The sequence below is a fragment of the Pseudomonas sp. SIMBA_041 genome (genome assembly GCF_046535095.1).
Classification (GTDB): domain Bacteria; phylum Pseudomonadota; class Gammaproteobacteria; order Pseudomonadales; family Pseudomonadaceae; genus Aquipseudomonas; species Aquipseudomonas mucoides.
Map to the genome: position 1 here is coordinate 478,943 of NZ_JAWRXJ010000006.1, position 25,777 is coordinate 504,719.

Consider the following 25,777-nt stretch of genomic DNA (forward strand, 5'->3'; position numbering starts at 1 on the left):
TATTAACCCGGCGATTCAACTCAACAGGCGATTATTAACACCACCGCACTAAGAATTGATTGCCAAGGATGGCAACACTTCAACCACGCCCCGCAACAAACCGCAACACGCGATATACATATATATCGTTGTCTTTTCAGAACTCCTCCTACCATAGCACTGCGATTTTGCACACAACGCCAGGAAAAGGAAGTTCCTATGGCAATGGTTTTCCAATCCCCCGATCCCGATCACTACAATGCTGTCGAAGTGACGGATATTAACCTGCAGGCCAATGAGCACTCCCCAACCACTATTGATTTCGACAAAGTAAGCATCGCCTCCGCCCCGCAACAAACAAACGCCAATAAAAGCCAGCTACGCGTCATTGATGAGTTGTTCGGCCCTATAAAAATAGGCGCCCATTCGATCACCCGGTGCGCACTGGATGCACTGGGCGCGACCTCAAATGGTCAGGGATTGAACGGTCAAAACACGTTCTTTCGGCACCCCAAGCGGTCTTTTATCAACGCCTTGCAATTTGACCCTGTGTTTATTGAAGCGCGTATGCGTTTCACCGGCGCCAGGGATGATTACGCCCTGCCTTCCTTGCTGTTTGAAATGGCGTCTCAACGCCCACTAACGGCTCCGCCCCTGTTAAGAGAATTACCTGATCTACTTGCCGATCCTGAACAGTACCGCCAGAAACTGGACAAGCTGCTGAACGCGGCGCAGAGGCTTGATATACGCCACGCGCACTTGTCCAAAACCACACCTCCCTGGGTGAATCGGATCAAAAGTAGCAGCATGGTCAGCATGGGGACCGGGCTTCAGGCCTTCGGCATTTACAGCGGTCTGCGCGGCCTGCAAGACGCCATTGCAAGAAAAGATCATGGCGAAGTCGTATTCAACAGCCTCAGCACTTCAGCGGAAGTCACTTCATTAGCCGTCGAAGTGGCGGTCACCAAGCAAGCAAAATACATGATCGACGCTGGGCAAAAAGCCTACGGGGATTTTGCCAAAACCAGCTTCGGCGTTCGACTGGGGCGTAGCGCGGGTCTGATCGCGAGCGCACTGACATTGCCCTTCGATGTCATGTCCGCCATCAAATCCTTTAATAGCGCCGCGGCAACCACAGGCAAAGAAGCCATTGATCACTATGTCGCCGCTGGCTTGAGCGTGACCAGCGCGGCCATGACGTTGATTCTGGGTGCTGCCGCATTGGCAGGCTTCTCCTTTATCGGCCCGGTGGGGCTGACGGCCGGACTTCTGCTGGTGGCAGGTTCTCAGGTCTATGCGGCGGTACGCGTTGTCGACGATATCGATGATTACATTGAACTTACTACCCATGAGCGCCTGCGCACGGGCTGGTTCGCCTTTTGGGGAATCACCCCGGACGACAACATACAAACCCGCCATGCAATTGCCAAATCAACCGTTGAGCATTCGAGACTGTTACAAGCGACCGCTCGAAAACTACTGGAAGGAAAATTAAAAGACAGTACAGAAGTCATTGTAAACGGCAAGTTCAAGGTCGAGTTAAAGCCGACACAGGTGCCTAGCTTCGATTGGGAGGCGCAACAGTACCTATATAAAACCGTACAAAAACCGCACGTCATTGATAGTAACGACACGATTGATGCTCGGGACGGTGTGACTGACGACATGCCCGGCGCCGAGTTCGGAACGCCAGGAGAAAACAAAGGTGCGGTGTGGTTTATGGGGGGCGGCGACGACACCATCGTGGGTGTTGAAAAGAAGCCAAACAGATTCTATTACGGCGCAGGCATCAAGCAACTGACCGGGGGTGAGAAAGACGATGAGTTCATCTTCGAAGGCGCCGCCGAACTTCTCAAAAACGGTCCAAAAGACCCTCTGCCCACGCTTCTGAAAGGTGGTTTGGGCAGCGATACGCTAGTCGTTACCGGAAGCTACCTTGAGGGCAACCGGCAAAGATTCGGGTATTTCATCGATCTGAACGATGGACGACTGTCCATCATTACCCGTGACCAGGCCAACGAGGGCCATTTCAACTATCGGCACACGCTTCTGGAGAGCATCGAGAACGTTGAAACCCTGGCCGGTGCGCAAAACAGGGTCATCGGTACAGGCGGTCCGAATGTCATCAAATCGCGCGGGCGCGACACCATTGAGGCGGGCGCCGGGGATGACAAAATCTATCTCCTGAACAATGAAGGTAGTGCCTCTGGTGGTCCCGGAAAGGATCACTACACGGTGTCCCATAAGTCCGGCAACGTATTCATTACTGAAGATGGCGTGGACGAGAGCGTCATTGCACTTGACTGGAGAATGGACCTGATAAAAAGCTGGAAAATCGACAATCACGAACTGGTCATCACTTCAGGCTTTGATCTCGACGATCTTAAAGAGAGGGATGTCTACATCAAGGGCGTCTATAAAACAGCCAACAATCGACGGCAACTGCAGAACAGGAAACTGACGTTCGTTACAAAGGACGGGTTTCATTTGATGCCTGAACTCCCCGAAACCATCGAGACTGCTGGCTCCCTCGAAATTGAAACAGTCATTACCCAGCAGGGAAAAACTCAAAACCCGGTGATACTTTACAACCGCGAATACACGATCGCACATGACAAGAACACGAGTTATTTTGTTTCGCGACTCAATAACCATACGGTCCTGACAGTAAAACAACGAAGCATAAATACGCTGGCAACCCTTTATCTGGAATATGCCAGCCATGAACTGACGCGGGTCGAGGCTTACTTCAAGGTAGACCTGATACGCCAACGTGACTTTGATCGCATCCTGTATAAAGAATGCGCTGTGACCTTTCACTTTGACAGTCAGCGATTGACTATCAACAACCTCGCCAGTTCTATCGGGGGCGGCGACCAGAGAATCACAAGCCGACTGACGCGCCCCACCAACGTGTTGAACCAACCTGTTCTTCTGATCATGAATGACGGTGTTTCGTATAGAGTCGCCCCCCCCTCCCTGCCCGATTCGGTTTTTTCCAACGATCAGTTCGAGATAAACGGTCCAATGGAGCGCACCCGCCAAGTGCCACTGCCACTGGCGGCCAGAGATGGAACGTCTATTTATTGTCAGCCCCTGGACAACGAAGCCCATCAGCTGGGCGACCGAGAGAAGTGCGTCAAACTGGTCGCTTACCCTGAACAAACAACCATCGAACATCTGGAGGGTGGCGGCTCGACGTACCTTGTCCACCTCAGCTCCGAAATGACGCTAGGCATTTCAACGCCAGGTGCTCGAGCGAACGCCATCCTCAAATCGCCTTCGGCGTCTACCTGGGAATTCGATGCAACGAGCCTCGCTTACACCAGAATCAAACGGGTGGAAGACTGTTTGCTGATCGGACATACCGTTATCCACCTTCCGCGCTACAACGACCCACAAGATTTGATCGATCAGATACGGGTCATCACGCCCGATGGCGTTGTCTATAAAATCGATCTGGATTTCGACGAGGTCTACATTGACTCACTGGATGGCCGGTACTTCAAAGGTGACGTTCTGAACGAAGGCGCCCTATTGGCAGAACTGAGGGCCTTGGAAATGGAAGACCTCATCGTTCGAAACATAGCCCTGAGAGACGGTACTGCCGGCAGTCTGTCTTACAACATGACGGACCGTCGCTGGATACTTGATACAGACAAGTCCCGCACGATCCTTTACGCCGACCTGGTGCCTTTACACCGGTGCGCCCACCAACTCGCACACTGTTATGAGTTGATAGAGTTAGGCACCCGTTCCACCCCTCCGGTAAGCGCCGCCGATCTGCGGATACTTTTAGACAACTGCAAACGTTTATAGCACTAGCACAAGACATCAAACCTCAGGATCAGGCGGACGTCTTTTGTAGCAAATACCGCCACACCCTATACATATCTATAGCCTCTCGACGGCTGATCCAATCAAAACTAACCACCGTGTTTTCCGGGGCCGTGCCTTCTCAAGAGAGAAAATCCCCAGCCCCAATACGCCTGGCACTTCATCGTCCTCCCCCAGACGCGCTCCTGAGGATGATGTGGCCAGGGTCGGCCGGCCCCCATTATCAAACGCCCGTTATCGGGCCTCCGATACTTATTGTTTAAACATTACCCACTTATATAAACATCCAGGAATACGTCCGATGGCCAAACCGCCAAAAAGAGTTTCAACGTCCAATACACCTGACTCCTCGACAACACTTCCAAGGTCTTCGTCAGAAGACAGCCGGGTACGAGGAGGCAATCACGCCGCAACGGTTGGCACATCGCGGGGAGGCGCCAACCCCGTTTCCGACGTCAACGTGCCAGGTTCGTCGCACAGTACCTTGCCTCGTCAGCCTGTCGTCGTTCACGACATGCCGGCTAACGCTACAAGCGATGCCGAGATGGCTACCCGCATGATTTCCTGGCCTCGGAACAAGGTCGACGAACTATTCAACATCGCCGACACCGGGCTTTTCATGAGCCGCCAGCAACAGCTTTACGCCGATATTGGAGAGGAAGGCATTTTTCTGATCAGGGCAAACGCGAGGGGCGACTACCAGGTGCCCCTTCCATTTGCCCCGGGCCAACCCGGCCCGGTCCTCACGAAGGTGCCTGGCCAGCCACAGTGGAGAATCACTCGCGAGGGCATGGTCCTTCCCATCGCAAGCGTACCCGCGAGGTCGGAAACGCTGGAGATCATTCCTCGGCACCTGGCCGACAAACTGACGCAGCCCGACGCCAAAGGCCTTCGTTACGACAAGCTGAAAAGAACCTATGTCGACGTGACGGAAGAAGGCGCGGTCATGGTCCGCAAAAATACGGACGGCCACTATCAGGCCTCCTCGACGAGCGAATTGATCCCTTCGGGCCCGTTACTCGAAAATATTGAAGGGATGACACTTTGGCAACGCAAGGCAACCAACACCCCAGCCTCAGACGCCGAAGATTCAGGCCCCATGCCAGGCAAGCGTCCTCGCCTGGGCGAACAGGTCGAGGCGGCCAATCCCGTGGCCGATAACAACCCTCCTGCTGCCACCTTGAATGACAACCCGTATTTATGGGCCTCCTGGGGGAAAATAACCAAGCCTGATTCGGTGGAATCCATAATGATCGGCCAACTGCATTATCCGATCGTGCCAAAGGGGCCGATGGCCGATCAGCTCCCCCTCGTTTTCATTCAACACCCGGGATTTGCGCCCTCGCGCTTCGAGGCCTTCGAGCGCATGTTGCAGGAAGCACCTTCGTTGCAACCCGTCGCCACCAGCTACCACGCCGGTACAAATACCCGGAAAGTCGACGGTGCTGCTCGGCTCTTCGAAAAAACACTGACGCAACAGGTTGCGGATGTTTACAAAGGCTTCACCGAGCCGACATCCCGCGCTGTCGCCAAGCGACTATTCGAGCTATCCAGCGAGTCGGCGGAGTTCAACGGCAGCGGTTTGGCCCGAATAAAGCAGACCTTTCGCTACTGGGAGGGCAACTCGACACTGGGCGTGCCGCGGCTCGGCGACCCTTTGGACATGTTGCCTGTTGCGTCCGGCAATGATGGCGCCAGACGAATCGTCGAATTACACGCTCCGGATTCCGTGACGCCCTTACAGCAGTTGAACTTCAACCCCGAGGGCACTCATGCCTGGCAGTTCTACGTCGAGTTGCCCAACGCGCCGGGGCGACTTTCGTTGTTGCTCGCTTCGATACTGGGCCACAGCGGTTACAAGGTCTTTCTTCCCGCACACGTAGAGAGTGTTCAGCTCACGCCCCCAACACTGGTATTTAAAAGGCCTAATCACGACAAGGTGTACTTTTTGAAACTGGGACGTGTGGAGACCGATGCGATTGAAATCCTGCCGCCGTCCATTCCAGAGCTTGACGACCCTCTGCTGAAGACGCGAGTCGGCGCCGAAGCCCACCAGTCGCTGGTTGCCGCCGATGCGAAGGGTGATGTGGTATGGCTCATAGGCGGTGTCCAGCACCTGCTCGCTGGACGTCCTTCGGTGTTTATCATCAAGGAACGCTGATAGCGAAACGTGCGCACCTCGCCTTCCGACAGCGGGATGCAGCCCAAAGGTATCCGTGCCGAACACAAGATAAAAAAAGCCCGCAGTGTGAGCGGGCGAAAGACCAAAGAAGCTATATGCGCAGTCGCTTCCAGGTTGAGGCAGCTGCTTGGGGGATCAGCTGCCGCGATACGTGGAATAGCTGTATGGCGAAATCAGCAGCGGCACATGGTAGTGATCCTGTTCCGCAGAGATGCCGAAACGCAGCACCACTACATCGAGAAACGCCGGCTCCGGCAACTGAACGCCACGGGCGCGATAGTAATCGCCCGCATGGAACTGAACCTGATAGACCCCGGTGCGGTAGTCATCGCCTTGCAGCAGCGGTGCATCGACACGGCCATCGCTGTTGGTTGTCGCGCTGGCGACCAATTCCAGGTGCGAACCTTCAACGCGGTACAGCTCGACCTTGATCGAGCTGCCCGGGCAACCGTGTGCAGCGTCTAAAACGTGTGTAGTCAAACGTCCCATTGATTCTGCGCGCCTGCCTGCGTGGAGCAGTCAGGCCTCGCGCCTCCCGAAGTCAGTTGAAAAGGAGACCGCACCGATTCGGAGCACGAATCACTGCGGCGAGCGACTGATTAAGACACTTTTCAAAAAAATTGTACACAATAAAAACGACATATTTCCCGCCATGCCCGCCAGTCGGGAATCTGCGGCAAATTTATGGCCACGCCATACGATCAGCGGAGCTTCTATCCTATAGCTGACCAGTCAGGCAGGTTTCTTGCAATACCAGCTATTCATGACAGTTCGCGAAAAATGCAGAAATTCAGGCTTACAAATCGAATATAAAGTTGTATACAATCAGCCCATCGCTGTGACGCCAGCCTGTCATTTCACCGCCAGGCGCCACACAACCTGTCAACGAACAAGAAGGAAGACTGCAGTGAGCGCTGACTACCCACGCGACCTGATCGGTTACGGCAGTAACCCTCCTCACCCACACTGGCCGGGCAATGCCCGCATCGCTCTGTCTTTCGTGCTCAATTACGAGGAAGGTGGCGAACGCAATATCCTGCACGGCGACAAAGAATCTGAAGCCTTCCTCTCCGAGATGGTTTCGGCGCAGCCGCTGCAAGGCGCGCGCAACATGAGCATGGAATCCCTTTACGAGTATGGCAGCCGTGCCGGCGTCTGGCGGATTCTGAAACTGTTCAAGGAATTCGATATTCCGCTGACCATCTTCGCCGTCGCCATGGCCGCCCAGCGCCACCCGGACGTGATCCGCGCGATGGTCGATGCCGGCCATGAAATCTGCAGCCACGGTTACCGCTGGATCGACTACCAGTACATGGACGAAGCGCAGGAACGCGAGCACATGCTTGAAGCGATCCGCGTCCTGACCGAAATCACCGGTGAACGCCCGCTGGGCTGGTACACCGGCCGCACCGGCCCGAACACCCGTCGCCTGGTGATGGAAGAAGGCGGTTTCCTCTACGACTGCGACACCTACGACGACGACCTGCCCTACTGGGAACCCAATAATCCGACCGGCAAACCGCACCTGGTGATCCCGTACACGCTGGACACCAACGACATGCGTTTTACCCAGGTTCAGGGTTTCAACAAGGGCGACGACTTTTTTGAATACCTCAAGGACGCCTTTGACGTCCTGTACGCCGAAGGCGCCGAAGCACCGAAGATGCTGTCGATCGGCCTGCACTGCCGCCTGATCGGCCGTCCGGCGCGTCTGGCTTCGCTCAAGCGCTTTATCGAATACGCTAAAAGTCATGAACAGGTGTGGTTCAGCCGTCGCGTCGACATCGCTCGCCACTGGCACGAAACCCACCCGTACCAAGGGGCTGCCCAATGAGCACCTTTCAAACGCTGAAGCCATCGAGCCTGAGCCGCGATGCATTCGTCGCCGCCTTCGCCGACATCTACGAACATTCGCCATGGGTGGCCGAAAAGGCCTTCGACCTGGGCCAGGACGCCTCGATCGACGAAATCGAAACCCTGCACCAGCGCATGAGCGACATCCTGTTGAGCGCCGATCATCAAAGCCAACTGGCCTTGATCAACGCTCACCCGGACCTGGCCGGCAAAGCCGCCGTCCAGGGCCAACTGACCGAAGCCAGCACCAACGAACAGGCTGGCGCCGGTATTCACCAATGCACGGCCGAAGAGTTCCAGCGCTTCACCGAGCTGAACGACGCCTACAAAGCCAAGTTCAAGTTTCCCTTCATCATGGCGGTAAAAGGCAGCAACCGGCATCAGATCCTCGCGGCGTTCGAAACGCGCATTCACAACTCGGCAGAGACCGAATTCAAATGCGCGCTGGCAGAGATCAACAAGATTGCGTTGTTCCGTTTACTGACCCTATAGCGAGCAGCCCTTGTAAAAAGCCCGGGCGAAATTGAACGCAGCAATCGCCCAAGGCGCTGCAAGCATCCCAAGCCAACTTATTAAAGGCAGACAAGAAGAATGAAAGCTTACGCCGTACCTTTCGAGAAGTTCGTCAACCTGGCCGACGCCCGCCTGGGCACCAAAATCATCTCGGTCACCGATGACTGGTTCGCTGATGCCAACCGCCTGTTCCAGCCGACCCCGGCTGTGTGGAAAGAAGGCGTGTTCGATGACAACGGCAAGTGGATGGACGGCTGGGAGTCGCGCCGCAAGCGCTTCGAAGGCTACGACAGCGCCGTGATTCGCCTCGGTGTACCGGGCTCGATCAAAGGCGTGGACATCGACACTTCATTCTTCACCGGCAACTTCCCGCCGTCGGCCTCCCTGGAAGCCTGTTTCCTGGCTGAAGGCGAGCCGACTGAAAACACCCAGTGGGTTGAAGTGCTGTCGGCCGTCGAGCTGCAAGGCAACAGCCACCACTTCCACGAAATCAACAACGATCAGGCGTTCAGCCACCTGCGTTTCAACATCTACCCGGATGGCGGCGTGGCCCGTCTGCGCGTGTACGGCGTGCCGCACCGCGACTGGTCCGCGGTGGGCGACAATGAGCAAATCGACCTGGCCGCTGCCCTGAATGGTGGCCGCGCCCTCGCCTGCTCCGACGAACACTTCGGTCGCATGAGCAACATCCTCAACCCTGGCCGTGGCATCAACATGGGCGACGGCTGGGAAACCGCGCGTCGTCGTACCCCGGGCAATGACTGGGTGATTGTCGCATTGGGCCATGCCGGTGAAGTCGAGAAAGTCATCGTCGACACCCTGCACTTCAAGGGCAACTACCCGGACACCTGCTCGATCCAGGGCGCATTCGTCAAAGGCGGCACCGACAGCCAGATCGAAACCCAATCGTTGTTCTGGCGCGAACTGCTGCCAGCGCAGAAACTGGAAATGCACGCCGAACACACCTTCGCCGAGCAGATCAAGGCGCTGGGCCCGATCACCCACATTCGCCTGAACGTGTTCCCGGATGGGGGTGTGAGCCGCCTGCGTATTCTCGGCAAGGTCGCTAAATAAGCGCCGCCTCTAATCGCGGGCAAGCCCGTTCCCACAAGGAGTTGTGGTGTACACACAACCTGTGGGAGCTGGCTTGCCAGCGATGACGATAGAACCAACAACACAGAATTCGGATAAGAACAGCATGCGCACACTGACGATTGAACCGCTGACCAAAGAAGCCTTCGCCCCTTTCGGTGACGTGATCGAAACCGACGGCAGCGATCACTTCATGATCAACAACGGTTCGACCATGCGCTTCCATAAACTGGCCACGGTGGAAACCGCGAAACCAGAGGACAACGCGATCATCAGCATCTTCCGCGCCGACGCGCAGGACATGCCGCTGACCGTCAGCATGCTGGAGCGTCACCCGCTGGGCAGCCAGGCGTTTATTCCGCTGCTCGGCAACCCTTTTCTGATCGTGGTCGCGCCACTTGGCGATGAACCTGTATCAGGCTTGGTCCGCGCCTTCGTCACCAACGGCAGGCAGGGCATTAATTACCATCGCGGCGTCTGGCACCACCCGGTGCTGACGATCGAAAAGCGGGATGACTTCCTGGTGGTTGATCGCAGTGGCACAGGCAATAACTGCGATGAGCATTTTTTCAAAGAGGATGAGCGTTTGATCCTCGCCCCCCACCAATAAGAGAAGGTCTGATCACTCGACAACAGAGTGACAGGCGAGAGGTAAAGACTGTGGAAGCACATCTGTTGGAATGGCTGAACCTGAGCGTGCGCTGGGTTCACATGATTACTGGCGTGGCCTGGATCGGTGCGTCGTTCTATTTCGTCTGGCTGGAAAACAACCTCAATCGGGTCAACCCGAAAAGTGGTCTGGCGGGCGATCTGTGGGCGATCCACGGCGGCGGTATCTATCACCTGGAAAAATACAAACTGGCTCCACCGACCATGCCGGACAACCTGCACTGGTTCAAATGGGAAGCCTACTTCACCTGGATGTCAGGCATCGCGCTGCTGTGTGTGGTGTTCTACTCCAACCCGACGCTGTACCTGCTGGCACCGGGCAGCAGCCTGACCGGCCCTGAAGGGGTCCTGCTGGGTATCGGTTCGTTGTTCGCCGGCTGGTTCATTTACTCCTTCCTGTGCGACTCGGCCCTGGGCAAACGCCCTGCCCTGCTAGGCGCAATCCTGTTCGTGCTGATCATCGGTGCGGCCTACGGCTTCAGCAAAGTGTTCAGCGGTCGTGGCGCGTACCTGCACGTCGGCGCGATCATCGGCACCATCATGGTCGGCAACGTGTTCCGCATCATCATGCCGGCGCAACGCGCACTGGTCGCGGCGATTGCCGAGAACCGCACGCCGGATCCGGCACTGCCAGCCAAAGGCTTGCTGCGTTCGCGTCACAACAACTACTTCACCTTGCCGGTGCTGTTCATCATGATCAGCAACCACTTCCCGAGCACCTACGGCAGCCAATACAACTGGCTGATCCTGGCCGGGATCGCAGTGCTGGCGGTGTTGGTGCGTCACTACTTCAACACCCGCCACGACAGCCACAAATTTGCCTGGACCTTGCCCGTGGCAGCGGTCGGCATGATCAGCCTGGCTTACGTCACCGGCCCTGCGCCGATGACCAGCCCGGACGTGGCCAAGGCGCCTGCGAAGATCGAATACCAACCGCTGCCGGAAACGGCTGTGGGCGGTGGCTTGAAACCCGCTGAAGCCAAACCCGCAGAAGCACCCGCCGCGGCACCGGCTCAGGCCTCTAACGCCGGCCCTGGTTTCGACAAGGTCCACAGTGTGATTCAGGAGCGTTGCGCGGTTTGCCACTCGGCCAAACCGACCAGCCCGCTGTTCAGTGCCGCCCCTGCCGGTGTGATGTTCGATACCCCCGAGCAGATCCGCCAGAACGCGCCGCGCATCCAGGCGCAGGCTGTCACCAGCCAGATCATGCCACTGGGCAACATCACGCAGATGACCCAGCAGGAACGTGACCTGATCGGTGCGTGGATTGTGCAGGGAGCCCAGACCAATTAATCGTTGAAAAGCTTTGCGAGCAGGCTCGCTTCCACATGGGTAGTGCAATACCTGTGGGAGCGAGCCTGCTCGCGAATAGCCGCAACGCGGTTTCCCTGATGCAAAAACAGCTGTGAGCAACCCGGCAGCTGTTCAATCACAAGAATAAAAAAGATCCGAGGTGTTGCATGTCCGAGCTATCCGAAGCGCGCATCCCAGACGCACCCGCCATTCAGCGTTTGCCCCTTTTGCAGCTGATCCTGGTCGGTCTGCAACATGTTTTGCTGATGTACGGCGGCGCCATCGCGGTGCCGCTGATCATCGGACAGGCCGCAGGCCTGAGTCGTGAAGAAATCGCCTTTCTGATTAACGCCGACTTGCTGGTGGCCGGGATCGCGACCATCGTGCAATCGCTGGGAATCGGCCCGATGGGCATCCGCATGCCGGTGATGATGGGCGCCAGTTTCGCCGCCGTCGGCAGTATGGTTGCCATGGCCGGCATGCCCGGGATCGGTCTGCAAGGGATCTTCGGCGCGACCATCGCCGCCGGGTTCTTCGGCATGATCATCGCGCCGTTCATGTCCAAAGTCGTGCGCTTCTTCCCGCCTCTGGTGACCGGCACGGTCATCACCTCCATCGGTTTGTCGCTGTTCCCCGTGGCCGTCAATTGGGCTGGTGGCGGTGCGGGCGCCACACAATTCGGTTCACCTATTTACCTGACCATTGCCGCGCTGGTGCTGGGCACCATTTTGCTGGTGCACCGTTTCATGCGCGGGTTCTGGGTCAATATTTCAGTGCTGATCGGCATGTGCCTGGGCTACGTGCTCTGCGGCCTGATCGGCATGGTCGACCTCAGCGGCATGGCGCAAGCGCCGTGGCTGCAATTCGTCACCCCGCTGCATTTCGGCATGCCCAGGTTTGAACTCGCGCCGATTTTGTCGATGTGCCTGGTGGTGGTGATCATCTTTGTCGAGTCCACCGGGATGTTCCTCGCCCTTGGCAAGATTACCGGCCAGGAAGTCTGCCCACGGATGCTGCGTCGCGGCTTGCTGTGTGATGCCGGCGCCTCGTTCTTCGCCGGGTTCTTCAACACCTTCACCCACTCCTCTTTCGCGCAGAACATCGGCCTGGTGCAGATGACCGGCGTGCGCTGCCGTTCGGTGACCATCGTCGCCGGTGGCTTGTTGATCGTCTTGAGCCTGCTGCCCAAAGCCGCCTTCCTGGTGGCGTCGATTCCGCCAGCGGTCCTCGGCGGTGCGGCGATTGCGATGTTCGGCATGGTTGCCGCGACCGGGATCAAGATTCTTCAGGAAGCCGACATCGGTGACCGGCGGAATCAACTGTTGGTGGCCGTCAGCATCGGCATGGGGTTGATCCCGGTGGTGCGCCCCGAGTTCTTTGCCCACCTGCCGGTATGGATGAGCCCGATTACCCACAGCGGTATCGCCATGGCCACGATCAGCGCCCTGACGCTGAACCTGCTGTTCAACATTCTGGGTGGCGCCGAGCGCGCGGCCATGAACGACTGCACCGCACACACGCACTGATCAACCCCCATGAACAGGGCTGCCTTCTGGCAGCCCATGGCTGCCTGCGCCTCAACAATAAAAACAAGAGGAAGCAACAGATGGTTTCTAACGACTCAAGCCGCTCGTTTTGCGACGAGCGACCAACCTCCGCCAACCGTGCCCCACACCTGTCGTCGGTGCGCTGTTGCGGGGCACTTGAGACCTGGCCGAGTAGTCAGTATTCTCCGCGGCCGCCTGAATCCGCTTTAAAAAAAAGCCCGGATTTAATTCCTGACCAGAAAGCCAGTTTATCCCGGCTCTGGACGGTACCAAGGCACTCCACACCCCCTCTCAATCGACTGTTTTTGAGCAGCCGAGCGGGCGTTTTTTTGCTTTTTGAAAGCCTTGGCGCAGCTCTTGCTAACAGCATTAAAGCTGACCGATTGGATGATTTTTTACCGCTACAGAAACAGGCGCCACACCAGAGCGCCGATCTTAAAAAAATAACGTGGAACCACCTACTTTTTGGGAGCAACCGAATGAAACGTACGTGCACCAGCCTGATGCTCGCGGGATCTTTACTGGCCGGCGGCCAGGCCATGGCCGGCGACCTGCTGCAATGGCAGACCAACAGCCTGACTTACCTGTACGGTAAGGATTTCCAGGTCAACCCGAACATCCAGCAGACAGTGACCTTCGAGCACGCCGATGGCTGGAAGTACGGCGACAACTTCTTCTTCATCGACAAAATCTTCTACAACGGCAAGGAAGACGCCTTCGCGGGGAAGAACACCCACTACGGTGAATTCAGCCCGCGTTTGTCGTTCGGCAAGATTTTCGACCAGAAGCTGGAGTTCGGCCCGATCAAGGACGTCCTGCTGGCGATGACCTATGAGTTCGGCGAAGACGACACCGAGTCGTACCTGATCGGTCCGGGTTTCGACCTGTCCATCCCGGGCTTCGACTACTTCCAGTTGAACTTCTACAACCGTCACACCGAAGGCGGCCGCGCGGGTGACAACGTCTGGCAGATCACTCCGGTCTGGTCCTACACCATCCCGATGGGCAGCTCGGACGTCGTGATCGACGGGTTCATGGACTGGGTGGTCGACAACGACGTGAACAAGGAAGGTCAGTACCACGCCAACCTGCACTTCAACCCACAGATCAAATATGACCTGGGCAAGGCACTGAAGCTGGGCGAGAAGCAGTTGTACGTCGGCGTCGAGTATGACTACTGGAAAAACAAATACGGTATCGAAGACAGCCAGGGCTTCAAGACCGATCAGAGCGCGACCAGCTTGCTGGTCAAGGTTCACTTCTGATCCGGCTGTAAGTGGCGTCTGCAAGGACGCCATCGCGGGCAAGCCACGCTCCCACAGGGTTTCAGGTCGTTCTCAAATCATGTAAACGACACAAAACCCTGTGGGAGCGTGGCTTGCCCGCGATAGCCGCACCGCCAATCTCAAGCTGTAACCACAGACTCCGCCAACCCGAGAAACCGGCAAAGCTCTTCACGCTTGGCCAACGCATCCCGCCGCCCCAGATCGATCAATTCGCTGCAATACCCCGCCTCGAACAGCAGGTAACTCAACACCCCCGCCCCGCTCGTCTTCGTTGCCCCCGGCCCACGCAGAAACAGGCGCAACGCTGCCGGCAATTCCTGCCGATGCCGCGCCGCAATCTCATCGATCGGCTGACTCGGCGAAATCACCAACACCTCCACCGGCGCCACGCCCAGCGCACGGGTCGGCGTACCCGCGGGCATCAAGTGGCTGAACTGGTTCAGACGCTGCAACAACTCGATATCGCTTTCCAGGCTGTCAATGAATGTACTGTTGAGCAGGTGCCCACCGATCTGCGCCAGCGTCGGCTGTTGCCCGGTGTAGGCGCGTTGCAGCGGCTGCTGCGGGTCGACACCACGCGGGTTGCCGCTGACACCCACCACCAGCACGCGACTGGCGCCCAGGTGCAGGGCCGGGCTGATCGGCGCGGATTGGCGCACCGCACCGTCGCCGAAGTATTCCTCGCCAATTTTCACCGGGGCGAACAACAACGGAATGGCCGAACTGGCCAGCAAATGCTCGACGCTCAATTGAGTCGGAACGCCGATGCGGCGATGGCGCAGCCACGAATCGATGGTGCCGCCGCCCTGATAGAAAGTGACCGCCTGACCGGACTCGTAGCCGAACGCCGTCACCGCGACCGCCTGTAATTGCTTGTGGGCAATGGATTCGGCAATGCCGGCCATGTTCAGTTTGTCATTGAGTAAACCGCGCAGCGGCGAACTGTTGAGCAACGCCACCGGCACATGAGCGCCCAGCCCGAGCAAACTGTGACTGACAAACCGGCTGGCCTGATGGATGACGCCGGGCCAGTCACTGCGCAACACCAGATGGCTGCGAAAGCCCTGCCAGAACGCGGTCAAACGCTCGATGGCGCCACGAAAATCCATCGCGCCACTGGCGAGGCTGACCGCGTTGATCGCCCCGGCCGAAGTACCGACGATCACGGGAAACGGGTTCGCCGCGCCCATCGGCAGCAACTCGGCAATCGCCGCCAGCACGCCCACCTGATACGCCGCTCGAGCCCCGCCGCCGGAAAGAATCAACCCTGTAACCGGTTCAGCAGGACTCATCGCAACACTCCATGGCGCTTAAAGGGGTCAACCGCGTTTTTTGTACAATTTGGGCTCGCCGGGTGGCCGGCTCTTGAAGCGGCGATGGGCCCAGAGGTATTGCTCCGGACATTCACGCAAGGCACCTTCGACCCACTGATTGATGCGGATGCAATCGGCCTCTTCGGTCTCGCCGGGGAAACCTTCGAGCGGTGCATGGATCACCAGTCGATAGCCACTGCCGTCCGCCAGGCGCTCCTGAGTGAACGGCACCACCAACGCCTTGCCCAGCCGCGCAAATTTGCTGGTAGCGGTCACGGTAGCCGCCTGAATGCCGAACAGCGGCACGAAAATACTTTGCTTGGCGCCGTAGTCCTGATCCGGTGCGTACCAGATCGCGCGGCCGGCGCGCAGCAGCTTGAGCATGCCGCGCACATCGTCGCGCTCGACCGCCAGCGAATCGAGGTTGTGCCGTTCGCGCCCCCGGCGCTGGACGTAGTCGAACAGCGGGTTCTTGTGCTCACGGTACATGCCGTCGATGGTGTGCTGCTGCCCCAACAGTGCCGCGCCGATTTCCAGCGTAGTGAAATGCAACGCCATCAGGATCACGCCCTTGCCGTCGTGCTGGGCCTTTTTCAGGTGTTCCAGGCCTTCGACATGGGCCAGTCTGGCCAGGCGCTGACGCGACCACCACCAGCTCATGGCCATTTCGAAGAAGGCGATGCCGGTGGAGGCAAAGTTTTCCTTGAGCAAGCGCTTGCGCTCGGCAGCCGACTTTTCAGGGAAACACAGCTCAAGGTTGCGTTTGGCGATGCGCCGTCGGTCGCCGGCCACCCGATACATCAAGGCACCGAGCAGGCGACCGATGAACAGCAACGCCGGATACGGCAACTGAACAATCAGCCACAACAGCCCCAAGCCACACCACAGCGGCCAGAAACGCGGCATTAGAAATGTTTTTCGAAAACGCGGGCGATCCATTAAAGGTTCCGGAAAGACAATGGCCGCGCATTCTACATCGTTCGACCCGGCTTGCGGCTTGCGGGCGTTCTCGTTATAAGTCTCGGCACTTTTAGTGACAAGCCGTTGTATGCCGACCATGAGCCAAACCGAACCGCAAGACCAGGATCCCGTGTTCCAGTTGAAGGGCAGCATGCTCGCCATTACGGTGCTGGAACTGGCCCGCAACGACCTCGAGAACCTTGATCGGCAATTGGCCGCCAAGGTCGCACAGGCGCCTAACTTTTTCAGCAATGCCCCGCTGGTGCTGGCCCTGGACAAGCTCCCGGCCAGCGAAGGCTCGGTGGATTTGCCGGGGCTGATGCGCGTCTGTCGCCAGCATGGCTTGCGCACCCTGGCCATCCGCGCCAGCCGCATCGAAGACATCGCGGCCGCCATTGCCGTCGATCTGCCGGTGCTGCCGCCGTCCGGCGCCCGTGAGCGTGCGCTGGATCCTCTCGAAGGCCAGGTGAAGAAAAAACCGGAAAAACCGCCGGAACCGACCATCAAACCGACGAAAATCATTACGTCGCCAGTACGGGGTGGCCAGCAGATTTATGCCCAGGGTTGCGATTTGGTGGTGATCTCCTCGGTCAGCCCGGGCGCGGAACTTCTCGCCGATGGGAACATCCATGTATACGGCCCGATGCGCGGTCGAGTGCTGGCCGGCGTCAAGGGCGACACGAAAGCCAGGATTTTCTGTCAGCAAATGAGCGCTGAACTGGTGTCCATCGCAGGCCACTACAAGGTCTCCGAGGATCTGCGTCGCGACCCGTTGTGGGGCGCGGGTGTACAAGTCAGCCTGTCCGGCGACGTGTTGAACATCATTCGGCTTTAACGGATACTGCCGCATTTTCCAAGCATCTCTAAAACGTAGCGAAAACGGCTCAAACGAAGTAGGAAAACGGCCAAAAGCAGTGTTTACCGGAGGTAAGCCCCGCCCAGGACCGGATTCCAGCCAAGGCTGTCCGACTGCAGTAGTTTTTCAAGAGATGTTTTTCAGGGGCTAAAAGTCCTTTTTCCTTAGGGGTGAAACACCTTGGCCAAGATTCTCGTGGTTACATCCGGCAAGGGTGGTGTGGGTAAGACCACCACCAGCGCCGCTATCGGTACCGGCCTCGCTCTGCGTGGTCACAAAACAGTGATCGTCGACTTCGACGTCGGCCTGCGTAACCTCGACCTGATCATGGGTTGCGAGCGTCGCGTGGTGTATGACTTCGTCAACGTGGTAAACGGCGAAGCCAACCTGCAACAGGCCCTGATCAAAGACAAGCGCCTGGAAAACCTCTACGTCCTGGCCGCCAGCCAGACCCGCGACAAAGACGCGCTGACGGTGGAAGGCGTGGAAAGAGTCCTGATGGCGTTGAAAGAAGACTTCGAATTCGTGGTCTGCGACTCTCCGGCCGGCATCGAGAAAGGCGCCCACCTGGCCATGTACTTCGCTGATGAAGCGATTGTCGTGACCAACCCGGAAGTGTCCTCGGTACGTGACTCGGACCGTATGCTGGGCCTGCTGGCCAGCAAATCCCGTCGCGCCGAACGTGGCGAAGAGCAGATCAAGGAACACCTGCTGATTACCCGCTACCACCCGGAGCGGGTCGAGAAAGGCGAGATGCTCAGCGTTGAAGACGTCAAGGAAATCCTCTCGATCAAATTGCTCGGCGTGATCCCGGAATCCCAGGCGGTCCTCAAAGCCTCCAACCAGGGTGTGCCAGTGATTCTCGACGACCAAAGCGACGCGGGCCAGGCCTATAGCGATACGGTTGATCGCCTCCTGGGCAAAGAAAAGGAACATCGTTTCCTCGATGTCACGAAGAAGGGATTCTTCGAGCGCCTGTTTGGAGGTAGGTAATGAACATTTTTGACTTCTTTCGTGCCAACAAGAAGCCAAGTACCGCATCGGTAGCGAAAGAGCGTCTACAGATCATCGTGGCGCATGAACGCGGCCAACGCAGTACGCCGGACTACCTGCCAGCCTTGCAGAAGGAACTGGTTGAAGTGATCCGCAAGTACGTCAATATCGGGTCCGATGACGTGCACGTCGCTCTGGAAAACCAGGGCAGCTGCTCGATTCTGGAACTCAATATCACCCTGCCGGATCGTTAATCGATCCGGTCGGAGCCACGGCGGCTCAGGGCCCTTCTAACACTGGAAGGGACTTGAGCCGCCGTTGGCGTTTGTTACGAGGCTGTTTTAATGCCGTTGTCCAATGTCCACATCCTTCATCAGGACGCCGCCGTACTGGTGGTGAACAAACCGACCCTGTTGCTCTCCGTCCCTGGCCGGGCCGATGACAACAAGGACTGCCTGATTACCCGCCTGCAAGAAAACGGCTACCCGGAAGCGCGAATCGTCCATCGCCTGGACTGGGAAACCTCCGGCATCATTCTTCTCGCCCGAGACCCGGACACTCATCGTGAGTTATCTCGGCAATTTCACGACCGCGAAACCGAAAAAGCCTACACAGCGCTGTGCTGGGGTCAGCCGGAACTGGACAGCGGCAGCATCGACCTGCCCTTGCGCTATGACCCGCCGACCAAGCCACGCCATGTGGTCGACCACGAATTCGGCAAGCATGCCCTGACGTTCTGGCGTGTGCTGGAACGCTGTGGCGACTGGTGCCGTGTCGAGCTGACGCCGATCACCGGCCGCTCGCACCAACTGCGCGTGCACATGCTTTCCATCGGCCACCCGCTGCTGGGTGACGGGCTCTACGCCCACGAGCAGGCCCTGGCCGCCTGGCCGCGCCTGTGTCTGCACGCCAGCATGCTCAGCTTCACCCACCCGCAAACCGGTGAACGCTTGCGTTTCGAGTGCCCGGCACCGTTCTAAGTGATTGAGCGCAAACCCTGTGGGAGCGGGCAAGCCCGCTCCCACAGGGTTCTCCGACAAATCCAATATCGGAGCCTACCCCAACATCAGTCACCGCCAATTCTCCGACCAATACGTTAAACTGGCGCCATTGCTGTCTGGAGCTTCTTATGCGCGAAGAGTTGAACCAAGGCCTGATCGACTTCCTCAAGGCCTCCCCTACCCCGTTCCATGCCACTGCCAGCCTCGTCCAGCGCCTGGAAGCGGCCGGTTTCGTGCGACTCGATGAGCGCGAGCCCTGGACCACCGAAGCCAATGGCCGTTACTACGTCACCCGTAACGACTCCTCCATCGTCGCGTTCAAGATGGGCCGTCATTCGCCGCTGCATGGCGGTATTCGCCTGGTGGGCGCGCACACCGACAGCCCGTGCCTGCGGGTCAAGCCCCAGCCTGAACTGCAGCGCCAGGGTTTCTGGCAATTGGGCGTCGAAGTCTACGGCGGTGCATTGCTGGCGCCGTGGTTCGACCGTGACTTGTCCCTCGCCGGCCGCGTGACCTTCCGCCGAGATGGCAAGGTCGAGAGCCAGTTGATCGACTTCAAGGCGCCCATCGCGACCATTCCCAACCTGGCGATTCACCTTAACCGTGAAGCCAACATGGGCTGGGCGATCAACGCACAGACCGAATTGCCGCCGATCCTCGCGCAATTCGCCGGTGACGAGCGCGTGGATTTCCGCGCTGTGCTCACCAACCAGTTGGCGCTGGAACATGGTTTGAACGCCGACGTCGTGCTGGATTACGAACTGAGTTTCTACGACACCCAAAGCGCTGCGATCATCGGCCTGCACGGTGATTTCATCGCCGGTGCGCGCCTCGACAACCTGCTGTCGTGCTACGCCGGCCTGCAAGCGTTGCTGACCGCAGAAACCGACGAAACCTGCGTGCTGGTGTGCAACGACCACGAAGAAGTCGGCTCCTGTTCGGCATGCGGCGCTGATGGCCCGATGCTCGAGCAGACGCTGCGCCGCCTGTTGCCTGAAGGTGACGAGTTCGTGCGCACCATCCAGAAATCCCTGTTGGTTTCCGCCGACAACGCCCACGGCGTGCACCCCAACTACGCGGAAAAGCATGACGCCAACCACGGCCCGAAACTCAACGCCGGCCCGGTGATCAAGGTCAACAGCAACCAGCGCTACGCCACCAACAGCGAAACCGCCGGTTTCTTCCGTCATCTGTGCATGGCCGAAGAAGTGCCCGTGCAAAGCTTTGTGGTGCGCAGCGACATGGGCTGTGGCTCGACCATCGGTCCGATCACCGCCAGCCACCTGGGCGTGCGCACCGTGGACATCGGCCTGCCGACGTTCGCCATGCACTCGATCCGTGAACTGTGCGGCAGCCACGACCTGGCGCACCTGGTCAAAGTGCTGAGCGCGTTCTACGCCTGCCAGGAATTGCCGTAATTCCCGACAGCTTCGCGAGCAGGCTCGCTCCTACAGTTGGAACGCATTTCAATTGTAGGAGTGAGCCTGCTCGCGAAGTACTTTGCTTGATTCACATCACTCTCGGTCACCCAAAGCCATCTAAACTTTAATTATTCCTTTAGACAAGGCAGTCTCCATGATCTCGATGTCTTCGTTTCACGCCATGCTGATCCCGATCCTCGTCGGGATGATCATGCTGGCCATCGGCTTCAACTTTCGCGACAAAAACGCCGGTGTATTCGCCATGTGGATTGGCATGCTGATCATTTTCGGCACCGTGGTTTTCAAGATCCTCGCCAAACTCAACGAATAAATCCGACCTCCGACTCGCATTGATTTAGACGGGCTCGTACACTCGGTCGATCCGCTCATCCCGAGGTTGACCGCCTAGTGCTCGCTCGTCTGTTCGCCCTGCCGTGTTTCTTCCTTGTCTGCCTCATGACGTTGCTGCCGATGGCGCCTGCCCAGGCAGTCGGTTTGCCAAGCTTGCTCAGCGGCTCGACGAAAGCCCAGCCAGAGGCGCAAGAACCGTTGGGGCAATCGCTGGACGAAGTGATCAAGTCGCTGGAAAACGACCAGCAGCGCAGCAAACTGCTGGCCGACCTGAAGAAGCTGCGCGACGCCACCAAAAAGGCTCAGCCGGCCGCCGAAGAAGGCGTGCTCGGCTTGATCGGCGGCACGCTGGCCTCGTTCGAAAAACAATTCTCCGGGGCCGACAGCCCGATCAATCGCTGGTCTGAAGAGTTTGGACTGGCGAGAGACGAACTGTCAGCCTTGATCATGCCGGCCAGCGAGTGGCTGCCGATCATCTTCGCGTTCGCCATGATCCTGATGGTCTGGAGCCTGCTGGCAGCGGCGCTGATTTGGGTCGGTCATCGGGTGCGCATGCGCTTTGGCCTGACCGAAGAACTTCCGCAACACCCCAAGGCCGTGGACATGTTGCGCTTCGCCCTGCGCAAGCTCGGGCCCTGGCTGATCGCCCTGGTAATCACGGTCTATATGAGCTACGCCCTGCCCTCGTCGCTGGGCAAAAGCCTGGCGATGGTGCTGGCTTACGCGCTGGTGGTCGGCACGTGCTTCTCGGCGATCTGCGTGATCGCGTTCTCCCTGCTCGATGGTCCGCATCGTCACCGCGCCTTGTATATCCTGCGCCACCAGGCGTTTCGGCCGTTGTGGCTGATCGGCAGTTTCGCCGCGTTTGGTGAAGCGCTGAGCGATCCGCGACTGGTCGCCGGGCTTGGCAGCCACCTGGCGCATACGGCGGCGACGGCGGCCAATGTGCTGGCGGCGATTTCTACCGGGTTGTTCATCCTGCGGTTCCGCCGGCCGATCGCACACTTGATCCGCAATCAGCCGTTGTCCCGGCGCCTGACCCGCCGCGCCCTCAGCGACACCATCGAAATTCTCGGCACCTATTGGTACCTCCCGGCACTGGTGCTGGTGGGCGTCTCGCTGTTCGCCACGTTCGTTTCGGCCGGCGACACCAGCACTGCCCTGCGACAGTCGCTGATCTGCACCGTGTTGCTGGTGTTGTGCATGGTCATCAACGGACTGGTCCGCCGTCACGCCCTTAAACCGCAACGCGGTGTGAAGCGCCATGCGCTGTACTCGGAACGCTTGAAAAACTTTTTCTACACCCTCGCTCACTTGCTGGTGTGGCTGGCGTTCATTGAGCTCGGTCTGCGCGTCTGGGGCATGTCGCTGATCACGTTCACCGAAGGTGAAGGCCATGAGGTCAGCGTCAAACTGTTCAGCCTTGCCGGCACGCTGATTTTCGCCTGGCTGATCTGGATCCTCAGCGACACCGCCGTGCACCACGCACTCACCCGCTCACGCAAAGGCCTGGCCAATGCCCGTGCGCAGACGATGATGCCGCTGATCCGCAACGTGCTGTTCGTGGCGATTTTCATTGTCGCGCTGATCGTCGCGCTGGCGAACATGGGCATGAACGTCACGCCACTGCTGGCCGGTGCGGGTGTAATCGGTCTGGCCATCGGTTTCGGTGCGCAGTCATTGGTCGCGGACTTGATCACCGGTTTGTTCATCATCATCGAAGACTCCCTGGCCATCGACGACTACGTGGACGTCGGCGGCCACCTGGGCACCGTCGAAGGGTTGACCATCCGCACCGTGCGCCTGCGGGACATCGACGGCATCGTCCACACTATTCCGTTCAGCGAAATCAAAAGCATCAAGAACTACTCCCGGGAATTCGGCTACGCGATCTTCCGGGTGGCGGTGCCGTCCGACATGGACATTGATAGCGCGATCAAACTGATGCGCGAAGTCGGTCAGAAGATGCGCACCGACCCGCTGCAACGGCGCAATATCTGGTCGCCGCTGGAGTTCCAGGGGGTCGAGAGTTTCGAGTCGGGTAATGCGATCCTGCGCGCGCGGTTCAAGACTGCACCGATCAAGCAGTGGGAGGTTTCGCGGGCGTTCAACCTGTCGCTGAAGCGGCATCTGGATGAGGCGGGGCTGGATCTGGCGATGCCACGCATGAGTGTTCAGGTGGCTACGGCGGCGGGTGACGCGCAGAAGGAAAAATAGCCCCGAGAGAATGGGGGTTTGTAAGGCCGCCATCGCGGGCAAGCCCGCTCCCACAAGGAAGTCATTGAACTCTGTGGGATCGGGCTTGCCCGCGATAGGATCGAAGCGGTTTCAGCGAGCTAAACCACATCCACCCCGACATGAATCGCATCATGCCGCCAAAACTCCAGGTCACAATCGATCAGCCGTTCATGCTGATCATAATTGACCCGCGCAATCCGCAACCCCGGGCTACCCACCGACACCCGCAGCGCCGCTGCCGCATCCACCGACAGCGACGTCGGCACAATTTCGAACCGCACCCGCCCGTAATGCAAATCGTAATGCCGTGCATACAACTCGGTAATCGACTGATTCAAATCAAACTCGAGAATCCCCGGAAAATACTGCGGATTCAAATAGTGCTCCACGTACAACACCAGCCGCTCATCAATGCGCCGCGCGCGGCAGATCTGGATCACGCTCGACAGCGCCGGCAATTGCAACCACGCGCACACCGCCGCCGAGGCGGGTTGCAACCGCGCTGAAATCACCTCGGTCGACGGCACCCGCCCCTGCGCGCTGACCATCGCGTGAAAATGGCTGCGCTGCATCAAGTTGTAGGCCAGGCGCGGTGGCGAAACGAACCAGCCGCGGCGCTCTTCGCGATAAATCTGCCCTTGCGCCTCCAACTGTAACAACGCCTCGCGCACGGTAATCCGTGTGGTCCCGAACAACTCACTGAGCTTGCGCTCGGCCGGTAGCTTGCTGCCGGGCGCCAACAGGCCGTGGTCGAGCTGTTCCTGCAGGACCTGACCGATGGCTGTCACCGCTTTCGTTGCCTCATCACGCATCAACGTTACCTATCTGGACTAGACCAGCACTGTTTCGGGGCAGAACCGCGCTGAAAGCCGGCTCTTTTTTCATCCTGCAAGCGTAGGCAGTGCAGATGACTGATAGATGACAAAGCTACCCAACGGTCATCCGATCGTTCGCCTCAAACCCTACAATACATCGGCCAAGTCCCTTGTGTGCCGGGCCTTTGCCCATGGTCTACGCTTACCGGGCACCTGCCAATACCGGACAAATAATTGTGCTGCCGGGCGACGACCGACATGAAAGTGTCATCGAGCCCGCCTAAATTGGCTCAGGTATTGCTGACCTAGACCAACACAACCGCAATCGCAGCGTTGAAAACGCCCAAAGGAGCTTCGGATGAAAAAGCTTTTCCTGGCATCACTGTTAGGCTCGACCATCGCCATGTGCACCGCCGCCATGGCGGCTGATGATTTGAAAACCCTCGAAGCCGCTGCGAAAGCGGAAGGCGCAGTCAACAGCGTCGGCATGCCCGATGACTGGGCCAACTGGAAAGGCACCTGGGAAGACCTGGCTAAAACCTACGGCCTCAAGCACATCGACACCGACATGAGCTCGGCCCAGGAAATCGCCAAATTCGCCGCTGAAAAAGACAACGCCAGCGCTGACATCGGCGACGTCGGCGCAGCCTTCGGCCCGATCGCGGTCAAGCAAGGCGTGGTGCAACCGTACAAGCCGACGACCTGGGCACAGGTGCCAGACTGGGCTAAAGACAAGGACGGCAACTGGGCTTTGGCCTACACCGGCACCATCGCGTTTATCGTCAACAAAAAGCTGCTGCACGGTTCGGAAGCCCCCACCAAGTGGGCCGACCTCAAGACCGGTAAATACAAGGTGTCCATCGGTGACGTGAGCACCGCGGCCCAGGCGGCCAACGGCGTACTGGCGGCGGCCCTGGCCAATGGCGGCGACGAGAAAAACCTGCAACCGGCCCTGCTGCTGTTCGCAGACATCGCCAAACAGGGTCGCCTGTCCATGGCCAACCCGACGATTGCCACCATGGAAAAGGGTGAAATCGAAGTCGGCGTGGTCTGGGACTTCAACGGTCTGAGCTACAAAGCGAAGATGGCCAATCCGGATGACTACGTCGTGCTGATTCCATCCGATGGTTCGGTGATCTCCGGCTACACCACCATCATCAACAAGTACGCGAAAAACCCGAACGCCGCCAAGCTGACCCGCGAATACATCTTCAGCGACGCCGGCCAGATCAACCTGGCAAAAGGCAACGCGCGCCCGATCCGTGCAGAGCACATCAAACTGCCAGAAGACGTGAAGGCCAAGCTGCTGCCTAACGAGCAGTACAAAAAAGTCACGCCGATCAAAGACGCCGATGCATGGGAAAAGACCTCCAAAGCCCTTCCTCAGAAGTGGAACGAAGAAGTCATCGTCAACATGCAGTAACCCGGTAGATCCCTACATTGGATAACCCAACGGAAATCCAATGCAGGAGTGAGCCTGCTCGCGATAGCGGTTGAGCATTCAGCATCAATGTTGACTGGCCCACCGCTATCGCGAGCAGGCTCACTCCTAAAAGGGGAAATGGGTTTGTATTTGA

Annotated in this window: 21 protein-coding genes; 17 read left to right on the forward strand and 4 right to left on the reverse strand. The window is 58.3% G+C overall.

Annotated elements, in window-relative coordinates; genetic code table 11:
• Window positions 1–198: 198 nt before the first annotated feature.
• A complete protein-coding gene (locus SB725_RS17735; protein WP_410922421.1) occupies window positions 199–3,798 on the forward strand; it encodes a calcium-binding protein in 3,600 nt (1,199 codons plus the stop codon).
• A 562-nt stretch (window positions 3,799–4,360) separates the two neighbouring features.
• A complete protein-coding gene (locus SB725_RS17740) occupies window positions 4,361–5,977 on the forward strand; it encodes a hypothetical protein (protein WP_410922422.1) in 1,617 nt (538 codons plus the stop codon).
• 156 nt (window positions 5,978–6,133) lie between these two features.
• On the opposite strand, the gene uraH is transcribed toward SB725_RS17740, so the two are convergent.
• Window positions 6,134–6,487, reverse strand: coding sequence for a hydroxyisourate hydrolase (uraH, locus tag SB725_RS17745; RefSeq protein ID WP_007944445.1), 354 nt, complete (start codon window positions 6,485–6,487; stop codon window positions 6,134–6,136).
• 418 nt (window positions 6,488–6,905) lie between these two features.
• Between uraH and puuE the strand changes: the two genes are divergently transcribed.
• The 7 genes from puuE (at window position 6,906) to SB725_RS17780 (ending at window position 14,231) form a co-directional block, all read left to right on the forward strand.
• Complete coding sequence (gene puuE, locus SB725_RS17750) at window positions 6,906–7,832, forward strand: allantoinase PuuE (protein WP_008031461.1); 927 nt, start codon at window positions 6,906–6,908, stop codon at window positions 7,830–7,832.
• Complete coding sequence (gene uraD, locus SB725_RS17755) at window positions 7,829–8,344, forward strand: 2-oxo-4-hydroxy-4-carboxy-5-ureidoimidazoline decarboxylase (protein WP_027922490.1); 516 nt, start codon at window positions 7,829–7,831, stop codon at window positions 8,342–8,344. The genes puuE and uraD overlap by 4 nt, the downstream gene beginning before the upstream one ends.
• Window positions 8,345–8,443: 99 nt before the next feature.
• Window positions 8,444–9,439 carry an allantoicase gene (alc, locus tag SB725_RS17760; protein WP_027922489.1) on the forward strand — a complete coding sequence of 332 codons (996 nt, stop codon included), beginning with the start codon at window positions 8,444–8,446 and terminating at the stop codon, window positions 9,437–9,439.
• 124 nt (window positions 9,440–9,563) lie between these two features.
• Window positions 9,564–10,067, forward strand: a complete 504-nt coding sequence (locus tag SB725_RS17765) for an ureidoglycolate lyase (protein WP_008146154.1) — start codon at window positions 9,564–9,566, stop codon at window positions 10,065–10,067.
• 50 nt (window positions 10,068–10,117) lie between these two features.
• Window positions 10,118–11,419, forward strand: coding sequence for a urate hydroxylase PuuD (locus SB725_RS17770; protein WP_027922488.1), 1,302 nt, complete (start codon window positions 10,118–10,120; stop codon window positions 11,417–11,419).
• Window positions 11,420–11,586: 167 nt separating this feature from the next.
• On the forward strand, window positions 11,587–12,945 hold the full coding sequence (locus SB725_RS17775) for a nucleobase:cation symporter-2 family protein (RefSeq protein WP_027922487.1): 1,359 nt from the start codon (window positions 11,587–11,589) through the stop codon (window positions 12,943–12,945).
• Window positions 12,946–13,445: 500 nt separating this feature from the next.
• Entirely contained in the window at window positions 13,446–14,231 is a 786-nt protein-coding gene (locus tag SB725_RS17780) for an outer membrane protein OmpK (protein ID WP_027922486.1), read from the forward strand.
• 140 nt (window positions 14,232–14,371) lie between these two features.
• Here SB725_RS17780 and SB725_RS17785 read toward each other — a convergent pair whose 3' ends face one another.
• The gene (locus SB725_RS17785) at window positions 14,372–15,544 is read right to left on the reverse strand and encodes a patatin-like phospholipase family protein (RefSeq protein WP_027922485.1); all 1,173 of its coding nucleotides are present in this window, start codon (window positions 15,542–15,544) and stop codon (window positions 14,372–14,374) included.
• Between the two features lie 27 nt (window positions 15,545–15,571).
• Window positions 15,572–16,504 (reverse strand): lipid A biosynthesis lauroyl acyltransferase, encoded by a 933-nt coding sequence (locus SB725_RS17790; protein ID WP_027922484.1) that lies wholly within the window; start codon window positions 16,502–16,504, stop codon window positions 15,572–15,574.
• Between the two features lie 118 nt (window positions 16,505–16,622).
• Here SB725_RS17790 and minC point away from each other — a divergent pair, with 118 nt between their 5' ends.
• From minC to SB725_RS17825, 7 genes are all read left to right on the forward strand, one after another.
• The gene (minC, locus tag SB725_RS17795; protein WP_027922483.1) at window positions 16,623–17,360 is read left to right on the forward strand and encodes a septum site-determining protein MinC; all 738 of its coding nucleotides are present in this window, start codon (window positions 16,623–16,625) and stop codon (window positions 17,358–17,360) included.
• A 201-nt stretch (window positions 17,361–17,561) separates the two neighbouring features.
• Entirely contained in the window at window positions 17,562–18,374 is an 813-nt protein-coding gene (gene minD, locus SB725_RS17800; RefSeq protein WP_027922482.1) for a septum site-determining protein MinD, read from the forward strand.
• Window positions 18,374–18,628, forward strand: coding sequence for a cell division topological specificity factor MinE (gene minE, locus SB725_RS17805; RefSeq protein ID WP_007944431.1), 255 nt, complete (start codon window positions 18,374–18,376; stop codon window positions 18,626–18,628). Before minD ends, minE begins: the two co-directional genes overlap by 1 nt.
• 90 nt (window positions 18,629–18,718) lie before the next feature.
• Window positions 18,719–19,354, forward strand: a complete 636-nt coding sequence (locus SB725_RS17810; RefSeq protein WP_027922481.1) for an RluA family pseudouridine synthase — start codon at window positions 18,719–18,721, stop codon at window positions 19,352–19,354.
• Window positions 19,355–19,503: 149 nt separating this feature from the next.
• The gene (locus tag SB725_RS17815) at window positions 19,504–20,793 is read left to right on the forward strand and encodes a M18 family aminopeptidase (RefSeq protein WP_410922423.1); all 1,290 of its coding nucleotides are present in this window, start codon (window positions 19,504–19,506) and stop codon (window positions 20,791–20,793) included.
• Window positions 20,794–20,950: 157 nt separating this feature from the next.
• A complete protein-coding gene (locus SB725_RS17820) occupies window positions 20,951–21,127 on the forward strand; it encodes a hypothetical protein (protein WP_172825912.1) in 177 nt (58 codons plus the stop codon).
• A 77-nt stretch (window positions 21,128–21,204) separates the two neighbouring features.
• Window positions 21,205–23,364, forward strand: a complete 2,160-nt coding sequence (locus SB725_RS17825) for a mechanosensitive ion channel family protein (protein ID WP_194939811.1) — start codon at window positions 21,205–21,207, stop codon at window positions 23,362–23,364.
• A 119-nt stretch (window positions 23,365–23,483) separates the two neighbouring features.
• Here SB725_RS17825 and SB725_RS17830 read toward each other — a convergent pair whose 3' ends face one another.
• Window positions 23,484–24,197 (reverse strand): UTRA domain-containing protein, encoded by a 714-nt coding sequence (locus SB725_RS17830; protein ID WP_027922478.1) that lies wholly within the window; start codon window positions 24,195–24,197, stop codon window positions 23,484–23,486.
• 361 nt (window positions 24,198–24,558) lie between these two features.
• Between SB725_RS17830 and SB725_RS17835 the strand changes: the two genes are divergently transcribed.
• Complete coding sequence (locus SB725_RS17835) at window positions 24,559–25,623, forward strand: ABC transporter substrate-binding protein (protein WP_027922477.1); 1,065 nt, start codon at window positions 24,559–24,561, stop codon at window positions 25,621–25,623.
• Window positions 25,624–25,777 lie beyond the last annotated feature (154 nt).

What these genes read in the sequence shown, in the direction of transcription:
- SB725_RS17830 (WP_027922478.1), bottom strand. Translation starts at nt 24,197, where the DNA reads ATGCGTGATGAGGCAACGAAAGCGGTGACAGCCATCGGTCAGGTCCTG.
- minC (WP_027922483.1), top strand. Translation starts at nt 16,623, where the DNA reads ATGAGCCAAACCGAACCGCAAGACCAGGATCCCGTGTTCCAGTTGAAG.
- SB725_RS17820 (WP_172825912.1), top strand. Translation starts at nt 20,951, where the DNA reads ATGATCTCGATGTCTTCGTTTCACGCCATGCTGATCCCGATCCTCGTC.
- alc (WP_027922489.1), top strand. Translation starts at nt 8,444, where the DNA reads ATGAAAGCTTACGCCGTACCTTTCGAGAAGTTCGTCAACCTGGCCGAC.
- SB725_RS17815 (WP_410922423.1), top strand. Translation starts at nt 19,504, where the DNA reads ATGCGCGAAGAGTTGAACCAAGGCCTGATCGACTTCCTCAAGGCCTCC.
- SB725_RS17740 (WP_410922422.1), top strand. Translation starts at nt 4,361, where the DNA reads ATGGCTACCCGCATGATTTCCTGGCCTCGGAACAAGGTCGACGAACTA.
- SB725_RS17780 (WP_027922486.1), top strand. Translation starts at nt 13,446, where the DNA reads ATGAAACGTACGTGCACCAGCCTGATGCTCGCGGGATCTTTACTGGCC.
- minE (WP_007944431.1), top strand. Translation starts at nt 18,374, where the DNA reads ATGAACATTTTTGACTTCTTTCGTGCCAACAAGAAGCCAAGTACCGCA.
- SB725_RS17810 (WP_027922481.1), top strand. Translation starts at nt 18,719, where the DNA reads ATGCCGTTGTCCAATGTCCACATCCTTCATCAGGACGCCGCCGTACTG.
- SB725_RS17835 (WP_027922477.1), top strand. Translation starts at nt 24,559, where the DNA reads ATGAAAAAGCTTTTCCTGGCATCACTGTTAGGCTCGACCATCGCCATG.
- SB725_RS17790 (WP_027922484.1), bottom strand. Translation starts at nt 16,504, where the DNA reads ATGGATCGCCCGCGTTTTCGAAAAACATTTCTAATGCCGCGTTTCTGG.
- SB725_RS17765 (WP_008146154.1), top strand. Translation starts at nt 9,564, where the DNA reads ATGCGCACACTGACGATTGAACCGCTGACCAAAGAAGCCTTCGCCCCT.
- SB725_RS17735 (WP_410922421.1), top strand. Translation starts at nt 199, where the DNA reads ATGGCAATGGTTTTCCAATCCCCCGATCCCGATCACTACAATGCTGTC.
- uraH (WP_007944445.1), bottom strand. Translation starts at nt 6,487, where the DNA reads ATGGGACGTTTGACTACACACGTTTTAGACGCTGCACACGGTTGCCCG.
- SB725_RS17775 (WP_027922487.1), top strand. Translation starts at nt 11,587, where the DNA reads ATGTCCGAGCTATCCGAAGCGCGCATCCCAGACGCACCCGCCATTCAG.
- SB725_RS17785 (WP_027922485.1), bottom strand. Translation starts at nt 15,544, where the DNA reads ATGAGTCCTGCTGAACCGGTTACAGGGTTGATTCTTTCCGGCGGCGGG.
- uraD (WP_027922490.1), top strand. Translation starts at nt 7,829, where the DNA reads ATGAGCACCTTTCAAACGCTGAAGCCATCGAGCCTGAGCCGCGATGCA.